This is a genomic window from Nocardioides jishulii, from assembly GCF_006007965.1.
GTDB lineage: Bacteria > Actinomycetota > Actinomycetes > Propionibacteriales > Nocardioidaceae > Nocardioides > Nocardioides jishulii.
On sequence record NZ_CP040748.1, the window covers coordinates 1,003,623 to 1,017,040 of the forward strand.

13 protein-coding genes are annotated in these 13,418 nt (G+C 71.7%); 10 read left to right on the forward strand and 3 right to left on the reverse strand.

Annotated elements, in window-relative coordinates; translation table 11 throughout:
* Window positions 1–37 precede the first annotated feature (37 nt).
* On the reverse strand, window positions 38–925 hold the full coding sequence (locus tag FCL41_RS04790; protein ID WP_137066280.1) for a hypothetical protein: 888 nt from the start codon (window positions 923–925) through the stop codon (window positions 38–40).
* Between the two features lie 192 nt (window positions 926–1,117).
* Between FCL41_RS04790 and FCL41_RS04795 the strand changes: the two genes are divergently transcribed.
* Both FCL41_RS04795 and FCL41_RS04800 read left to right on the forward strand, forming a co-directional pair.
* Window positions 1,118–2,512, forward strand: a complete 1,395-nt coding sequence (locus tag FCL41_RS04795; RefSeq protein WP_137066282.1) for a bifunctional folylpolyglutamate synthase/dihydrofolate synthase — start codon at window positions 1,118–1,120, stop codon at window positions 2,510–2,512.
* The gene (locus tag FCL41_RS04800) at window positions 2,505–2,963 is read left to right on the forward strand and encodes a DUF4233 domain-containing protein (protein WP_239021781.1); all 459 of its coding nucleotides are present in this window, start codon (window positions 2,505–2,507) and stop codon (window positions 2,961–2,963) included. The genes FCL41_RS04795 and FCL41_RS04800 overlap by 8 nt, the downstream gene beginning before the upstream one ends.
* Window positions 2,964–2,969: 6 nt before the next feature.
* On the opposite strand, the gene FCL41_RS04805 is transcribed toward FCL41_RS04800, so the two are convergent.
* On the reverse strand, window positions 2,970–4,316 hold the full coding sequence (locus FCL41_RS04805; protein WP_239021782.1) for an aminotransferase-like domain-containing protein: 1,347 nt from the start codon (window positions 4,314–4,316) through the stop codon (window positions 2,970–2,972).
* An 88-nt stretch (window positions 4,317–4,404) separates the two neighbouring features.
* Here FCL41_RS04805 and FCL41_RS04810 point away from each other — a divergent pair, with 88 nt between their 5' ends.
* The 8 genes from FCL41_RS04810 to rodA all read left to right on the forward strand — a co-directional run bounded on the left by FCL41_RS04810 (window position 4,405) and on the right by rodA (window position 12,252).
* Window positions 4,405–5,166: a pyridoxamine 5'-phosphate oxidase family protein gene (locus FCL41_RS04810; protein WP_137066284.1), complete on the forward strand. Its 762-nt coding sequence runs from the start codon at window positions 4,405–4,407 to the stop codon at window positions 5,164–5,166.
* A 9-nt stretch (window positions 5,167–5,175) separates the two neighbouring features.
* Window positions 5,176–5,583, forward strand: a complete 408-nt coding sequence (gene ndk / locus FCL41_RS04815; RefSeq protein WP_137066286.1) for a nucleoside-diphosphate kinase — start codon at window positions 5,176–5,178, stop codon at window positions 5,581–5,583.
* Between the two features lie 27 nt (window positions 5,584–5,610).
* A complete protein-coding gene (locus FCL41_RS04820; protein WP_137066288.1) occupies window positions 5,611–6,312 on the forward strand; it encodes a hypothetical protein in 702 nt (233 codons plus the stop codon).
* A gap of 157 nt (window positions 6,313–6,469) precedes the next feature.
* Window positions 6,470–7,498: a rod shape-determining protein gene (locus FCL41_RS04825; protein WP_170970279.1), complete on the forward strand. Its 1,029-nt coding sequence runs from the start codon at window positions 6,470–6,472 to the stop codon at window positions 7,496–7,498.
* Window positions 7,498–8,415 carry a rod shape-determining protein MreC gene (gene mreC, locus FCL41_RS04830; protein ID WP_137066290.1) on the forward strand — a complete coding sequence of 306 codons (918 nt, stop codon included), beginning with the start codon at window positions 7,498–7,500 and terminating at the stop codon, window positions 8,413–8,415. Before FCL41_RS04825 ends, mreC begins: the two co-directional genes overlap by 1 nt.
* Window positions 8,412–8,933 (forward strand): rod shape-determining protein MreD, encoded by a 522-nt coding sequence (gene mreD, locus FCL41_RS04835; RefSeq protein WP_137066292.1) that lies wholly within the window; start codon window positions 8,412–8,414, stop codon window positions 8,931–8,933. The genes mreC and mreD overlap by 4 nt, the downstream gene beginning before the upstream one ends.
* Window positions 8,933–11,074, forward strand: a complete 2,142-nt coding sequence (gene mrdA, locus FCL41_RS04840; protein ID WP_137066294.1) for a penicillin-binding protein 2 — start codon at window positions 8,933–8,935, stop codon at window positions 11,072–11,074. Before mreD ends, mrdA begins: the two co-directional genes overlap by 1 nt.
* Window positions 11,071–12,252 (forward strand): rod shape-determining protein RodA, encoded by a 1,182-nt coding sequence (rodA, locus tag FCL41_RS04845; RefSeq protein ID WP_137066295.1) that lies wholly within the window; start codon window positions 11,071–11,073, stop codon window positions 12,250–12,252. Before mrdA ends, rodA begins: the two co-directional genes overlap by 4 nt.
* Before the next feature lie 29 nt (window positions 12,253–12,281).
* Here rodA and FCL41_RS04850 read toward each other — a convergent pair whose 3' ends face one another.
* On the reverse strand, window positions 12,282–13,403 hold the full coding sequence (locus FCL41_RS04850) for a calcium:cation antiporter (RefSeq protein WP_137066297.1): 1,122 nt from the start codon (window positions 13,401–13,403) through the stop codon (window positions 12,282–12,284).
* Between the last annotated feature and the right edge of the window lie 15 nt (window positions 13,404–13,418).

Sequence of the window (13,418 nt, forward strand, 5' to 3'; positions counted from 1 at the left end):
TATCGAGGGCCGCGCAGCCGTGCGCCGGAAACTCGTGTCAGCGCCGCACGCGCACCGTGGTCGACGCGGTGCTCCTCAGGTGGCCGCCGCCGGCCGGGGTGAAGGTCACCGTGACCTTGTGGCGTCCGGGGCGCAGCTTCCGCGGCAGCGCGGTACGGAAGGAGACTCCCTTCCTCACCGTGCGGGTGGCCAGGACGCGCTTGCCCACGGTGACCTTGACGGTGCCGGTCGGCTGCGCGGTCGCGCCCTTGCCCTTGGCCAGGGTCACGACGACCTTGGCCGGGGCCTTGCCGACCCGCTGCACCTTCTTGGTGAGCTTGGCCTTGAGCACCGGCTTGACGGCGGGGGCAGGGGCCGGGGGAGTGGCGGTACGCCCGTCCACCGGGATCCGGATGACCGGCGTGCTCGCCGGCGTGCAGGTGATCGCGACGGTCCAGGCGGCGACGGTGAACTCGACCCTCAGGGCACCGGGAGTGAGGGCCACCGTCGCCCGCGACGACGCGACCCGTCCGGTGAGCACGGGCAGGTCGGTCGGGGCGCCGGGGGTGATCGTCACGTCGCGGCTCCCGGCCAGCGGGACGGCGACCCCGTCGACGGTCGTCGCCATCGAGCTGCGGATCGTGACCGTGAGCGGGTCGTTGACGTCGGGGATGACCGGTCGGCCGGTGGTCATGGTGAGGTTCACCGCGTCGCCGTCGGCCGTGGCCGTGAGCTCCGCGGTCACCGGCATCTCGAAGGCGGTGGGCGCCGGGACCAGGGCGCTCTTCTCCGGCAGGCAGGTGTAGTCGAGCGAGGCGCTGGTGGCGGCCGTGGCAGGAACGGCGACGAGCAGCGAGGCGGCCAGAGCTCCTGTGGCCAGAGCTCCCGTGGCCAGAGCTCCCCTGGCCAGGGTGGTGACGCGGTGGGCGTGCAGGGCGACGGTCACTGGCGGACTCCTCAAGGGCTGTGCCGGCGGAGCGAGCTGGCGGGCTGGCTGGGTCGGGGCTGACGCCTGAGTGTCGGCGCTGCCGGGTGTGGCGTCAGCCACTTCGACAGGTCATCCCAAGGATTGGGTATGAGGTGGTCCAGTGGCGAGGGTGCGGGTCTCTGCGGACCCAGCGCCTAGAATCAACGAGCGATGACCCATACTCCTGACGCCCCTGAGGGCCCCCGTTTTGCGCAGACCTACGACGAGGTCAGCGACGCGCTCCTGTCCCGGTGGCCCGAGACCCGTCTCGAGCCCTCGCTCGACCGCATCGAGGCCTTCACCGAGCTGCTCGGAGACCCGCAGCGTGCCTACCAGGTCGTGCACCTGACCGGCACCAACGGCAAGACCTCCACCGCGCGGATGATCGACACCCTCCTGCAGGCCCTCGACCTGCGCACGGGGCGCTTCACCTCGCCGCACGTCGAGAAGATGAGCGAGCGGATCTGCCTCGACGGTCAGCCCTTGAGCGACGAGGCCTTCGTCGAGGCGTTCAACGACGTCGCGCCCTACACGCACCTCGTGGACTCGGCCAGCGAGCACCCGCTCTCCTTCTTCGAGACCGTCGTCGGGATGGCATTCGCCGCCTTTGCCGACGCCCCGGTCGACGTCGCGGTGGTCGAGGTGGGCATGGGCGGCTCGTGGGACGCCACCAACGTCGCCGACGCCCAGGTCGCGGTCGTGCTGCCGATCGCGCTCGACCACGCCAAGTACCTGGGCGAGACCGCCGTCGAGATCGCCCGTGAGAAGGCCGGCATCATCAAGCCCGGCAGCCACGCCGTGCTCGCGGAGCAGACCCCGGAGGTCGCGGCCGTGCTGCTCGAGCGCGCGGCGGAGGTCGGCGCCACGATCGTGCGCGAGGGCATGGAGTTCGGCGTCATCTCGCGGGTGCCCGCGGTCGGAGGCCAGATGGTCTCCATCCAGGGCCTGCGAGCCCGCTTCGACGACCTCTTCCTCCCCCTGCACGGCGCCCACCAGGCCCAGAACGCGGCCGTCGCCCTCGCCTCGGTGGAGGCGCTGCTGGGGGAGAGCCCCCTCGACGAGGAGCTGGTGCGCGCCGCGTTCGCCGCCTTCACCTCGCCGGGCCGCCTCGAGGTCGTACGCCGCTCGCCCACGGTTCTCCTCGACGCCGCGCACAACCCGCACGGTGCCCGGGCGACCGCAGCGGCACTGGAGGACTCCTTCGCCTTCGAGCCGCTGATCGGCGTGATCGGCGTGATGAACGACAAGGACTACGAGGGCGTCGTCGCTGCCTTCGAGCCGCACCTCGAGCACCTGATCGTCACCCAGAACTCGACCCCGCGGTCCATGAGCGCCGAGTCGCTGGGCGAGATCGCCCGCGGCGTCTTCGGTGAGGACCGCGTCACCGTCGTGCCCGACCTGGCCGACGCCATCGACCGGGCCGCCACGCTCGCGGAGGCTGGTCAGGCGTTCGGCGGCGGCCTCGGAGCCGGCGCCGTCCTGGTGACCGGCTCGGTCGTCACCGTGGGGGAGGCCCGCGCCATGCTGCGCCGGCGTGACCGCACTGCTGGAGGCTCCGATGACTGATCCCGTGCCCACCGGCGTCGACCCCGACGACGCAGCGGCCGTGACCCCCGAGGAGACCCCGGAGGAGATCGTCGCCCGCAACCTCGCCAAGTCGCCGACCCGCGGGATGTGCGCCGCGATCCTCGCGCTCCAGTCGATCGCCCTGGGTCTCACCACGCCGGTGATGATCATGGTGGCCGACGTGCCGCAGGGTGTGGCGCTGGTGATCGGGCTCGGCCTGGCCGTCCTCTGCCTGCTCGCCGCCGGGATGCTGCGTCGACCCTGGGCCTACCACCTGGGCACGGCGATCCAGGTCGCCTCGCTCGCGCTGGGCTTCGTGATCCCCCTGATGTTCGTGCTGGGCGTCATCTTCGCCGTGCTCTGGGGCGGCGCGATCGCGCTCGGCCGCAAGATCGAGCGCGAGAAGGCGGCTGCCTGGCAGGCATGGCTGGTGGAGCAGAAGAGCGCCTGACCGGCCTCAGCGCAACGCCCGGACGAGGACGTCGAGCGCGCGGTCCAGCTCGGCGTCGTCCGGACCCCCGAAGCCGACCACCAGCCCGCTGAGCCCTGCGCTGCGGCAGTAGGTGGAGAGCAGGTTGACCCGGAACCCCGCCTCCTCGGCGGCCTTCCGGGCGGCCACCGCCCGTTCCTCCTCCAGCAGCCACGTCGAGTACATGCCGGCGACCGGGCCGGCGAGCTCGGCGTACGGCGACAGGGCCGCGACCACCCGCGGTGCGCGCTCGGCGTACGCACGTCTCGCCGCGCGTACGACCGCGTCGACGTGGCCGTCGCGCAGCATCACCGCGAACGCCGCCTGCACCGCCCACGGCGGGGTGTCGTGGGTGAGGGCGCGGAAGGCGTCGACGGTCGGACGCAGGCCGTCGGGCAGCACCGCCCAGCCCAGCCTCAGGGACGGCATCACCGACTTCGACGCCGTCCCGAGCAGCGCGACCTGTCCACGCGCCATGGCAGCCAGCGCAGGCACGGGGGCCACGTCGTAGCGGAACTCGGAGTCGTAGTCGTCCTCGATGACGAGCACCCCGGTGCGCTCTGCCTCGGCCAGCAGCCGGACCCGTTCGTCGGCACCCATCACGTGGCCCAAGGGGTGCTGGTGGGCCGGCGTCACGTAGACCGCAGCGAGCCCGGACAGGTCGCCCACGGGACCGGCGGCCGGCAGGTCGACCACCTGCCGTCCACTCGCCAGGACCACCGCCACCGCGGCGCGGTAGCCCGGGTCCTCCACCCCGACGGGCAGCGGGGGCAGCCCGGTCAGCACGTGGCGCAGCCCCTGGGTGGTGCCGCTGGTGACCAGCACGTCGTCGGGATCGACGTCGAGGCCGCGGGTCCGGGCGATCCGCTCGGCGAGGGCTGTGCGCAAGGCTGGGAGGCCGAGCGGATCGTCGTAGCCGCGCGGAGGGGTGGCGTCGGTGACGCTGCGCCAGGCGCGGCGCCAGGCAGCTCTCGTCGTGCGCGGCAGGGGGGTCGGTCGCCACGGCGTGCCGGCATCCATCGGCACCAGCGGGGGTGACGGTGTGGCGGTGGCTCGTGGTGCGGCCTGGCGTCGGGCGACCTCGGGGCCGGCCGAGACCCACGTCCCCGACCCGGTGCGTCCCTCGAGCCAGCCCTCGGCCCGCAGCTGGTCCCAGGCGGTGTCGACCGTGGCCCGGGAGATCCCCAGCTCGGAAGCCAGGGCTCGGGTGCTGGGCAGGCGGTCGCCCACGACGAGGGTGCCGTCGAGGGCCAGGCGCCGTACGCCGTCGGCGAGCTGCACGCTCAGCGGCGTACGGGAGTCGCGGTCGAGGCGCACCGGCAGGGGAGTGGTCACAGGGTCAGCCTCACTGCCGGAAGTGGCCTGTCGATAAGGGTCTGGATTGGCCCGTTGCATCGGGCCACTTGTCGAGAACGATGGTCGCATGAGCTCGATCTCCTCTGACGTCGCATCCACCCTCCCGTCTGCCGAAGCGTTCGCCCTCCCGCTGGAGCCCACCGCCCGCACCACCGTCACCCGAGGACGCAACCGGGTGGTCGCCGACCGGGCCAAGCTGCTGGACCTGCTGGCCGACGGGTTGATGGCCCACGTCGGCGTCGACGGCGGCGACCACCCCGTCGTGCTGCCGTGCGCCTACGCCGTCGCCGTCGACGGTCCCGACGAGGGAGGCACGCTCTACCTCCACGGCTCCGTGGCGGCCGGCTGGATCCGCCGTCTGCTGGCCGATCCCGCCCGGGCGACCGTCTGCGTCACCGTCACCGAACTCGACGGGCTGGTCACCGCCCGCTCGCCCTTCCACCACTCCATGAACTACCGCTCGGCCGTGGTGGTGGGTCGTGCCCGTGAGGTGGTCGACCCGGACGAGCGGCGGCACGCGCTCGACCTCGTGGTGGACCACATGGTCCCGGGTCGCTCGGCGACCTTGCGCCCGAGCACCCGCAAGGAGCTGGCAGCCACGGCCGTCCTGGCGGTGCCCCTGGCCGAGGCGTCGATGAAGGAGCGGGCGGGGGGACCGGTCGACGACGAGGCCGACGTGGCGACCGGGACGTGGGGCGGGCACATCCCGCTGCGACGGGTGGCCGACGCCCCACTCCCTGACCCCGACGCCAGTGGTGCGGTGCCCCAGGACGTGGCCGCCCGGGCCGCGGGGTTGGCCGATCGTGCCGTTCGGGCTACGGCTCGTTAGGCTGACTCCATGACTCAGCGCACCTTCGTCCTGCTCAAGCCCGACGCCGTCAAGCGGGGTCTGGTCGGCCAGATCCTGGCCCGCTTCGAGTCGAAGGGTCTGCGCATCGTCGCGCTCGAGCAGCGCACCATCGACGCCGCCCAGGCTGATGGGCACTACGCCGAGCACGTCGAGCGCGACTTCTACCCGCCGCTGCGCGACTTCGTGACCTCCGGTCCGCTCGTCGCCCTCGTGCTCGAGGGTGACGAGGCCGTCCAGGTCGTCCGGGCGCTCAACGGCGCCACCGACGGTCGTCAGGCCGCCCCCGGCACCATCCGCGGCGACTACTCCCTCTCCAACCGCGAGAACCTCGTGCACGGCTCCGACAGCCCCGAGTCGGCCGAGCGCGAGATCGCCCTCTGGTTCCCCGCTCTCTGAGCCCCACCCGCACGGAGGCAACACCTGATGGGCACCACCCTCGCCGCCCGTCTCGCCGACTGGATCGACGGACTCGGCCTGACCGAGCACCTGGCCGACGCCGGCCTGCCCAGCTTCACCCGTGACGACGACGGTGTCGTCACGTGGACGGAGGCCGGCACCGGTGAGCCGCTCTCCGAGGAGCGTCTGGTCCAGCTGGACTCCTCCTTGCGCGACCAGGGGGACGACCCGGCCCACGGCGTGCCCGTGGCCCTCGTCCTCCTGGCCCGCAAGGCGCGGCTGCGTGCTGAGCTGCTGGGGACCCCTGCCTGGACCTACGAGCACCTGGCCCAGGTGCGCGACGCCTCGGTCAACGCGACCCGTTTCTGGGTGCACAAGCAGGCCCAGGCCCACCACCTGCTCACCGTGAGCACGGGCGAGCACCTGCTCGTGCCCGCCTTCCAGCTCACGCCGGCGGGAGACGTACGCCCCGAGCTGCTGCCCGTGCTCGAGCCGCTGCTCGCCTCGGGCACCGACCCGTGGGACGTGTGGATCTGGCTGACCCAGCCGGCGGGCCTCCTCAGCGGCGGCGTCCCGGAGCAGGTCGTGGCCGACGCCGAGGAGGCGCCCCTGGTCGCGTACGCCGCCCGCAAGCTCGCCGAGCGCGCGGCGGCCTCGCCGAGGAAGGCCCCTCGTCCCGCCCCCGCCGCACCGCCCTCCGGCGGGTGCGGTTGCGGCGGCCACCACTGACGTCCGGCCTCACCTCGCCGGTCACTTCACCGGCCCCGTGAGGGGCGCGCGTGTCCTGCCGGGATCGACGCCTTCGCCTCCCTAGGCTGATCCGTGTCGCCTCGGAGCCGCCCGGGTGACGTGACTTCCCCCCAGATCGACCAGCGAAGGCGTGCACATGGCGAACAGTGTCATCGGCCGTGACATGGCCGTCGACCTCGGAACGGCCAACACGCTCGTCTACGTCCGCGGCAAGGGCGTCGTGCTCGACGAACCGAGCGTCGTGGCGATGAACACCACGACCGGCGAGGTCCTGGCCGTCGGCCACGAGGCCAAGCGCATGATCGGTCGCACCCCCGAGTCCATCGCGGCCATCCGCCCGCTCAAGGACGGCGTGATCGCCGACTTCGACGCGACCGAGCAGATGCTGCGCTACTTCATCCAGCAGGTCCACCGGCGCCGCTACTTCGCCAAGCCCCGCATGGTCATCTGCGTGCCGAGCGGCATCACCGCCGTGGAGCAGCGCGCGGTGAAGGAGGCGGCCTACTCCGCCGGTGCCCGGCGCGTGTACGTCGTGGAGGAGCCGATGGCTGCCGCGATCGGTGCCGGGCTGCCCGTCCACGAGGCGACCGGCAACATGGTCGTCGACGTCGGTGGAGGCACCACCGAGGTCGCCGTGATCTCGCTGGGCGGCATCGTCACCAGTCTCAGCGTGCGCACCGCCGGTGACGACCTCGACCAGGCGATCATGGCGTGGATGAAGAAGGAGTACTCCCTGATGCTGGGGGAGCGCACCGCCGAGGAGGTCAAGATGACCCTCGGCTCCGCCTTCCCCCTGCCGCAGGAGCCCGAGGCCGAGATCCGCGGCCGCGACATGGTCTCCGGCCTGCCGCGCACGGTGACCGTCTCCACGGTCGAGGTGCGCCAGGCGCTCGAGGAGCAGATCCACGACATCGTCGACGCGGTCCGCATGACCCTCGACCAGACCCCGCCCGAGCTGGCCGGCGACATCATGGACCGCGGCATCGTGCTCACCGGTGGCGGCGCCCTGCTGCGTGGCCTCGACGAGCGTCTGCGCCACGAGACGGGCATGCCGGTCCACGTCGCCGAGCACCCCCTCGAGGCCGTCGTCTTCGGAGCGGGCCGCTGCGTGGAGGAGTTCGAGGCCCTCCAGCAGGTGCTCGTCTCCGACCCGCGGAGATTCTGATGGGGCTGCGACTGCCCGAGAAGCGCTGGCGCGGGCTCGACGACCGCCAGCCGCCCCGGTCCACGCTGATCGCGCTGGTGCTGGCCTCGATCACCCTGATGGTCCTCGACCAGCAGACGGGGGACTCCTCGCCGGTCGAGCCCGTCCGCGCGGTCGCGAGCGAGGTCTTCGCGCCCGTCGAGGCGGTGACCTCGACCGCCGTACGTCCGTTCACCGCCGTGCCCACCTGGTTCCGCACCAAGAGCTCGCTGCGTGAGCAGGTCGAGCACCTCGAGGCCGAGAACGCGGCCTTGCGCGAGGAGGTCGCCTCCAGCGACCTCGACGTGGCGACGCTGGCCGAGTTCGAGGGCCTCACCACGGCGGCGGCCGACCTCGGCCGCGCCCTCGTCCCGGCTCGCGTCATCGGCTACGGCCCCGCCCAGTCGTTCAGCCGCACCGTCACCATCGACGCCGGCACCTCTGCCGGCATCCGTCCCGACATGACCGTGGTCAACGACGACGGCCTGGTGGGCCGCGTGCTGCGGGCGACCCGCCGCACCGCGACCGTCCTGCTGATCCTCGACCCCGAGTCGGTGGTCGGAGGACGCATCGGCCAGAGCAAGGAGATCGGCTTCCTCAAGGGCCGCGGCGTCCTGGGGAGCCAGGGTCGCCTCGACCTCGAGCTGCTCGACCAGAGCCTCGTCCCCGCCCAGGGCGACACGGTCCTGAGCTGGGGCAGCGACGGCGTCGGCCCCTACATCCCCGGCGTCCCGGTGGGCACCGTCACCGATGTCTTCGAGAGCGTGCGCGAGCAGAGCCGCCGTGCCGTGATCGAGCCGTTCGTCGACTTCACCGCCCTCGACGTGGTCGGCGTCGTCGTGCCGCCGAACACCTCCAGCGACCGCGCTCTGGTCCGCGTCGACGGGAGCATCGGATGACCTTCGTCCGTGGCCTGGTCGCGCTGCTCCTCGTGGTCGTGGCGCTCGGCCTGCAGACCTCCCTCTTCCCGCACCTGGCGTGGAACGGCGTCGTGCCCAACCTCGTCCTCCTGGTCGTGGTCGCCGCCGCCCTCACCCGCAGCCCGCAGTTCGCGCTCGTCCTCGGCTTCACCGGGGGCGTGCTGATGGACGTGGTCGGCCCCGCCGACCACGTCGCCGGCCGGTGGGCCCTGGCGCTGGTCGTCGTGGCCTGGGTGGCGTCGCGGGTCCGTCAGGACACCCGCCCGGGCACGCTGGCCGTGCTCGTCACGGTGGTGGCGTCGTCCTTCATCGGCACCTCGGTCTTCGCGCTCACCGGTCTCGTGCTCCGTGACCCCGTCGTGGGTGTGGGGGAGATGCTCGCGGTGATCGGCGTCGCGGTCCTGTGGGACCTGCTGCTCACGCCCTTCGTCCTTCCGCTGACGATGAAGGTCCTGCGTCGCGGCGCCGTCAGGGGCGCGGAGCGGGTCGGCGTCTGATGGCGGTGACGGGAGCCGAGCGCAGCCGGTTGCGCCTGCTGGTGCTGCGTGCCCTCGTGCTGACGCTCTTCCTCACGCTCTTCGCGCGGCTCTACTACCTCCAGGTCGTCGGGGGCGAGGACTACCAGGCCAAGGCGGCCGACCAGTCGGTGCGCGACATCGTGGTCCAGCCTCAGCGAGGCCTGGTCGTCGACGACATGGGCCGTCCGTTGGTCGCCAACCGGCTGAGCTGGGTCGTCGCGATCGACCGCTCCGTCCTGGGCAAGCTGGACCAGGACGAGCGCACGAAGCTCGTCGCCCGGGTGGCGACGGCCGCTGGCCTGCGGCCGGCGCGCGTCGAGAAGAAGCTCCTCGACTGCGGCTCGCCCGACGCCGAGTCCGGCACCTGCTGGAACGGCTCGCCCTTCCAGGCCGTCCCGGTGGCCACCGACATCGACCGCGCGGTGGCGTTGCGCATCCTCGAGCAGCCGGAGGACTACCCCGGCGTCGTCGTGGAGCAGCAGAACGTCCGGTCCTACCCGGCGCCCTTCGGCGTCAACCTGGCCCACGTGCTCGGCTACCTCAGCCCGATCACCGAGGAGGAGTTCGACAGAGCGACCGAGCAGGACGACCGCTCGCTCAACGGCGCCTCGGTCGTCGGGCGCGCCGGCGTCGAGCGCCAGTACGACGAGTGGCTGCGCGGGATGCCCGGCTACCGGCGCGTCTCGGTCGACTCGATGGGACGGGTCCTGGGCGACGACAGCGAGATCGCCAGCACGCCCGGCGACACGCTCGTCACCTCCATCGACGCCAAGGTCCAGTCGGTCGTCGAGAAGGAGCTGGCCCGCTCGATCGCCACCCAGCGCGCCACCGTCGACAAGGTCACCGGTCGCAGGTTCGAGGCCGACTCGGGCGCCGCGGTGGTGCTCGAGGCGAAGACCGGTCGCGTGGTCGCCATGGCCAGCCAGCCGACGTACGACCCCGAGGTCTGGGTCGACGGCATCTCGGCCAAGGAGCTGAGCCGTCTCTACTCGGAGAAGGCCGGCACCCCCCTGCTCTCCCGCGTCACCCAGGGCCAGTTCGCCCCCGGCTCGACGTGGAAGCCGTTCATGACGGCCGCGGCGCTGCGCAACGGTTACAGCCGCGACAGCCGCATTCCCTGCGGCTCGGGCTACCGGGTGGGCAACCGTACGTTCAAGAACTTCGAGTCCGGCGCCTACGGCGTCATCGGCTTCGCCAAGGCGCTCGAGGTCTCCTGCAACACGTTCTTCTACTCGATCGGCCACGACTTCTGGAAGAAGTTCGGCTCCGACGTCGACGACGTCGACGCCCGCGACCCGCTCGTGGAGGGGGCGCAGGAGTGGGGCTTCGGCTCGGAGACGGGCATCGACCTGCCGGGCGAGGCCTCGGGCCGCATCGCCGACCGTGCCTGGAAGCGGGCCTACTACGAGGCGCAGAAGAAGTACTACTGCGGCATCGCGAAGAAGCCCAGGGAGGCGGACACCTCCGACTTCCTCCACCGGTTCGCCCGCGAGTTCTGCATCGAGGGCTACGCCTACCGGGCCGGTGACGCGGTCAACTTCTCCATCGGCCAGGGCGACACCATGGTGACGCCGCTCCAGCTCGCCGTCGGCTACGCGGCCCTCTCCAACGGCGGCACGCTGTGGCAGCCCCGCGTCGGCAAGGCCATCGTCACCCCCCAGGGCGAGGTGCTGCAGAGGATCAAGCCGAAGAAGGCCGGCAAGGTGAAGTCGACCAAGGCCCAGCTGGCCTTCATCGACGACGCCCTCAAGGGTGTCGCCAGCGTCGGAACGATGAGTTGGAAGCTCGGCGGCTTCCCGCTCGACCAGGTGCCGATCCGTGCCAAGACGGGCTCGGCCGAGGTCTACGGCAAGCAGTCGACCGGATGGGTGGCCAGCTACACCAAGGACTACGTCGTCATCATGATGATCAGCCAGGGCGGCACCGGCTCGGGCTCCACGGGTGACTCGGTGCGCAAGATCTGGGAGACGCTGTACGGCGTCGAGGGCGACCGCGTCGTGCCGCGCAAGGCCGCCATCCCGGGCACCACCCCGCCCGCCAAGCTGCCGACCTTCGCCGACGACGGTTCGATCCTTCCGCCCGTGACGGCGCGCGAGAAGAAGGCCGGGGGCAAGCGATGAGTCGGGTGCCACGCCGCTCGGGCCTGCGCGGCCCCGGCTTCGACTGGGTGCTGATGGGAGCCGTGCTCGGCCTGCTGGTCATCGGCACCCTGGTCATCTGGTCGAGCACCAGCTCACGCGAGGCGCTGACCGGCGGTGACTCCACGGCCTACCTGCGCAAGCAGCTCGTCAACCTCGCCATCGGCGGCGTACTCATGGTGCTGGTGATGGCCACCGACCACCGGTGGGTCCGCATCCTGGCCCCGGTGGTCTACCTCGGGGCGATCGTTGGGCTCGTGCTGGTGCTCGCGATCGGCTCGGAGGCCAACGGCTCACAGTCGTGGCTGCGGCTGGGAGGCATGTCGGTCCAGCCCTCGGAGTTCGCCAAGCTCGCCGTCGTCATCGGGATGGCCCTGCTCGTGGCCGAGCGCACCGAGGGCAGCTGGCGCCGGCAGGTCGGCACCAGCGACGTGGTCGGCATGCTGCTGATCGCGGGCGTGCCTGCGGTGCTGATCCTGCTCCAGCCCGACCTCGGCACCATGCTCGTGCTGAGCGCGACCGTCTTCGGCGTGCTCGCCATCTCGGGCGCGCCGCGGCGCTGGCTGGGGAGCCTCGTCCTCGGGGGCGTCGCCGTCGCGGCGGCGGCGGTGACCCTGAGGGTGCTCAAGCCCTACCAGGTCGACCGGTTCATGGCCTTCACCGATCCCGAGCTCGACCCGCTCGGGGCGGGCTACAACACCGAGCAGGCGCGCATCGCCGTTGGCAACGGAGGCCTGTGGGGGCAGGGACTCTTCGAGGGGTCCCAGACCCAGGCCGGCTTCGTGCCCGAGCAGCACACGGACTTCATCTTCACCGCCGTCGGTGAGGAGCTGGGCCTGCTGGGTGCAGGTGCGGTCATCGCCCTCACCTGCCTGGTGATCTGGCGGGCGCTGTCGATCTCGTTCCACACCGACGACATGTTCGGTCGCGTCGCCGCGGCCGGCATCGCCTGCTGGTTCGGCTTCCAGGCCTTCCAGAACATCGGCATGTGCCTGGGCATCATGCCGGTGACGGGCGTCCCGCTGCCGTTCGTCTCCTACGGAGGCTCCTCGATCTTCGCAGGCATGCTCGCGGTCGGGCTGCTGCAGAACATCCACCTGCGCTCCAGCACGCTGGTGCCGGGCGCGGTCTTCGCGTCGCGTTCGTACGCCCTGCGCTGAGCCGGCACGCCGTGCGCTGAGCCCTCGGGTCAGGGCACCATCGACACGAAGATGAAGGCGGCCAGCAGGGTCAGGTGGACCACTCCCTGCAAGGGCTTCGCGCGCCCCTGCCCGACCGTCAGCACCGACACCACGACCGTCAGTGCCAGCAGCACCATCTGCATCGGCAGCAGGCCGAGCTCGAGGTTGCCGTCGAGCCAGATCATGGCCACCGCGATGGTCGGGATGGTCAGGCCGATGGAGGCCATCGCCGAGCCGTATCCCAGGTTGAGGCTGTTCTGCACGCGGTCGCGCGCGGCGTTGCGCACCGCCGAGATGGTCTCGGGCGCGAGCACGACGAGGGCGATCATGACGCCGACGACGGTGTAGGGCAGGCCGAGCGAGGCGACGCCGTCCTCGATGGTGGGGGAGAGCATCTTGGCCAGGCCGATGACCGAGACCAGGGCGACCAGGAGCAGCCCGACGCTGGTCCACGTCTCGCGCACCGTCGGAGGGTCGGCACGGTCGTCGCGGTCGAGGTCGAGCAGGCCCGTGACGCGGCCGTACTCGTCGCTGCTCACCGGCACGAAGAAGTCACGGTGGCGCCCGGTCTGGGTGAGCACGAAGACGACGTAGAGCACGAGTGAGACGACCGCGGCGAAGGCGAGCTGTGCGGTGGAGAACTCCCGGGTGTGGCCCGACTCCGTGAAGCTGGGCAGGACCAGCGTCATGCCGGCCAGGGTGATCACGGTGGCCAGTGCGGCGCCGGTGCCCGAGGCGTTGAAGCTGACCAGGTGGTGCTTGGTGGCGCCGACGAGCAGGGAGATGCCGACGATGCCGTTGAGCGTGATCATCATGGCCGCGAAGACGGTGTCGCGGGCGTAGGTGCTCGCCCCCTGGCCCCCGGAGACCATGAGCATGACGATCAGCCCGACCTCGATGACGGTGACCGCCACGGCCAGGATCAGCGATCCGAACGGTTCGCCCACCCGGAGGGCGACGACCTCCGCGTGGTGGACGGAGGAGACCACGGCAGCCACCAGCGCGATCGCGATCGCGACCAGGACGGCCCAGTGCTCGTGGTTGGTCCAGGTGGCGACGAGGAGGAGCAGGGCCAGGGGCGGTACGACCACTGTCCAGTTGAACCTGCCGCGGACGGTGGAGGCACTCATGGGGTGAAATCTACC

Bases quoted from the DNA above. Each gene is read 5' to 3' on its own strand.
- ndk (WP_137066286.1), top strand. From the start codon at position 5,176: ATGACTCAGCGCACCTTCGTCCTGCTCAAGCCCGACGCCGTCAAGCGG.
- rodA (WP_137066295.1), top strand. From the start codon at position 11,071: ATGAGTCGGGTGCCACGCCGCTCGGGCCTGCGCGGCCCCGGCTTCGAC.
- FCL41_RS04820 (WP_137066288.1), top strand. From the start codon at position 5,611: ATGGGCACCACCCTCGCCGCCCGTCTCGCCGACTGGATCGACGGACTC.
- FCL41_RS04810 (WP_137066284.1), top strand. From the start codon at position 4,405: ATGAGCTCGATCTCCTCTGACGTCGCATCCACCCTCCCGTCTGCCGAA.
- mreC (WP_137066290.1), top strand. From the start codon at position 7,498: ATGGGGCTGCGACTGCCCGAGAAGCGCTGGCGCGGGCTCGACGACCGC.
- mreD (WP_137066292.1), top strand. From the start codon at position 8,412: ATGACCTTCGTCCGTGGCCTGGTCGCGCTGCTCCTCGTGGTCGTGGCG.
- FCL41_RS04825 (WP_170970279.1), top strand. From the start codon at position 6,470: ATGGCGAACAGTGTCATCGGCCGTGACATGGCCGTCGACCTCGGAACG.
- mrdA (WP_137066294.1), top strand. From the start codon at position 8,933: ATGGCGGTGACGGGAGCCGAGCGCAGCCGGTTGCGCCTGCTGGTGCTG.
- FCL41_RS04795 (WP_137066282.1), top strand. From the start codon at position 1,118: ATGACCCATACTCCTGACGCCCCTGAGGGCCCCCGTTTTGCGCAGACC.
- FCL41_RS04850 (WP_137066297.1), bottom strand. From the start codon at position 13,403: ATGAGTGCCTCCACCGTCCGCGGCAGGTTCAACTGGACAGTGGTCGTA.
- FCL41_RS04800 (WP_239021781.1), top strand. From the start codon at position 2,505: ATGACTGATCCCGTGCCCACCGGCGTCGACCCCGACGACGCAGCGGCC.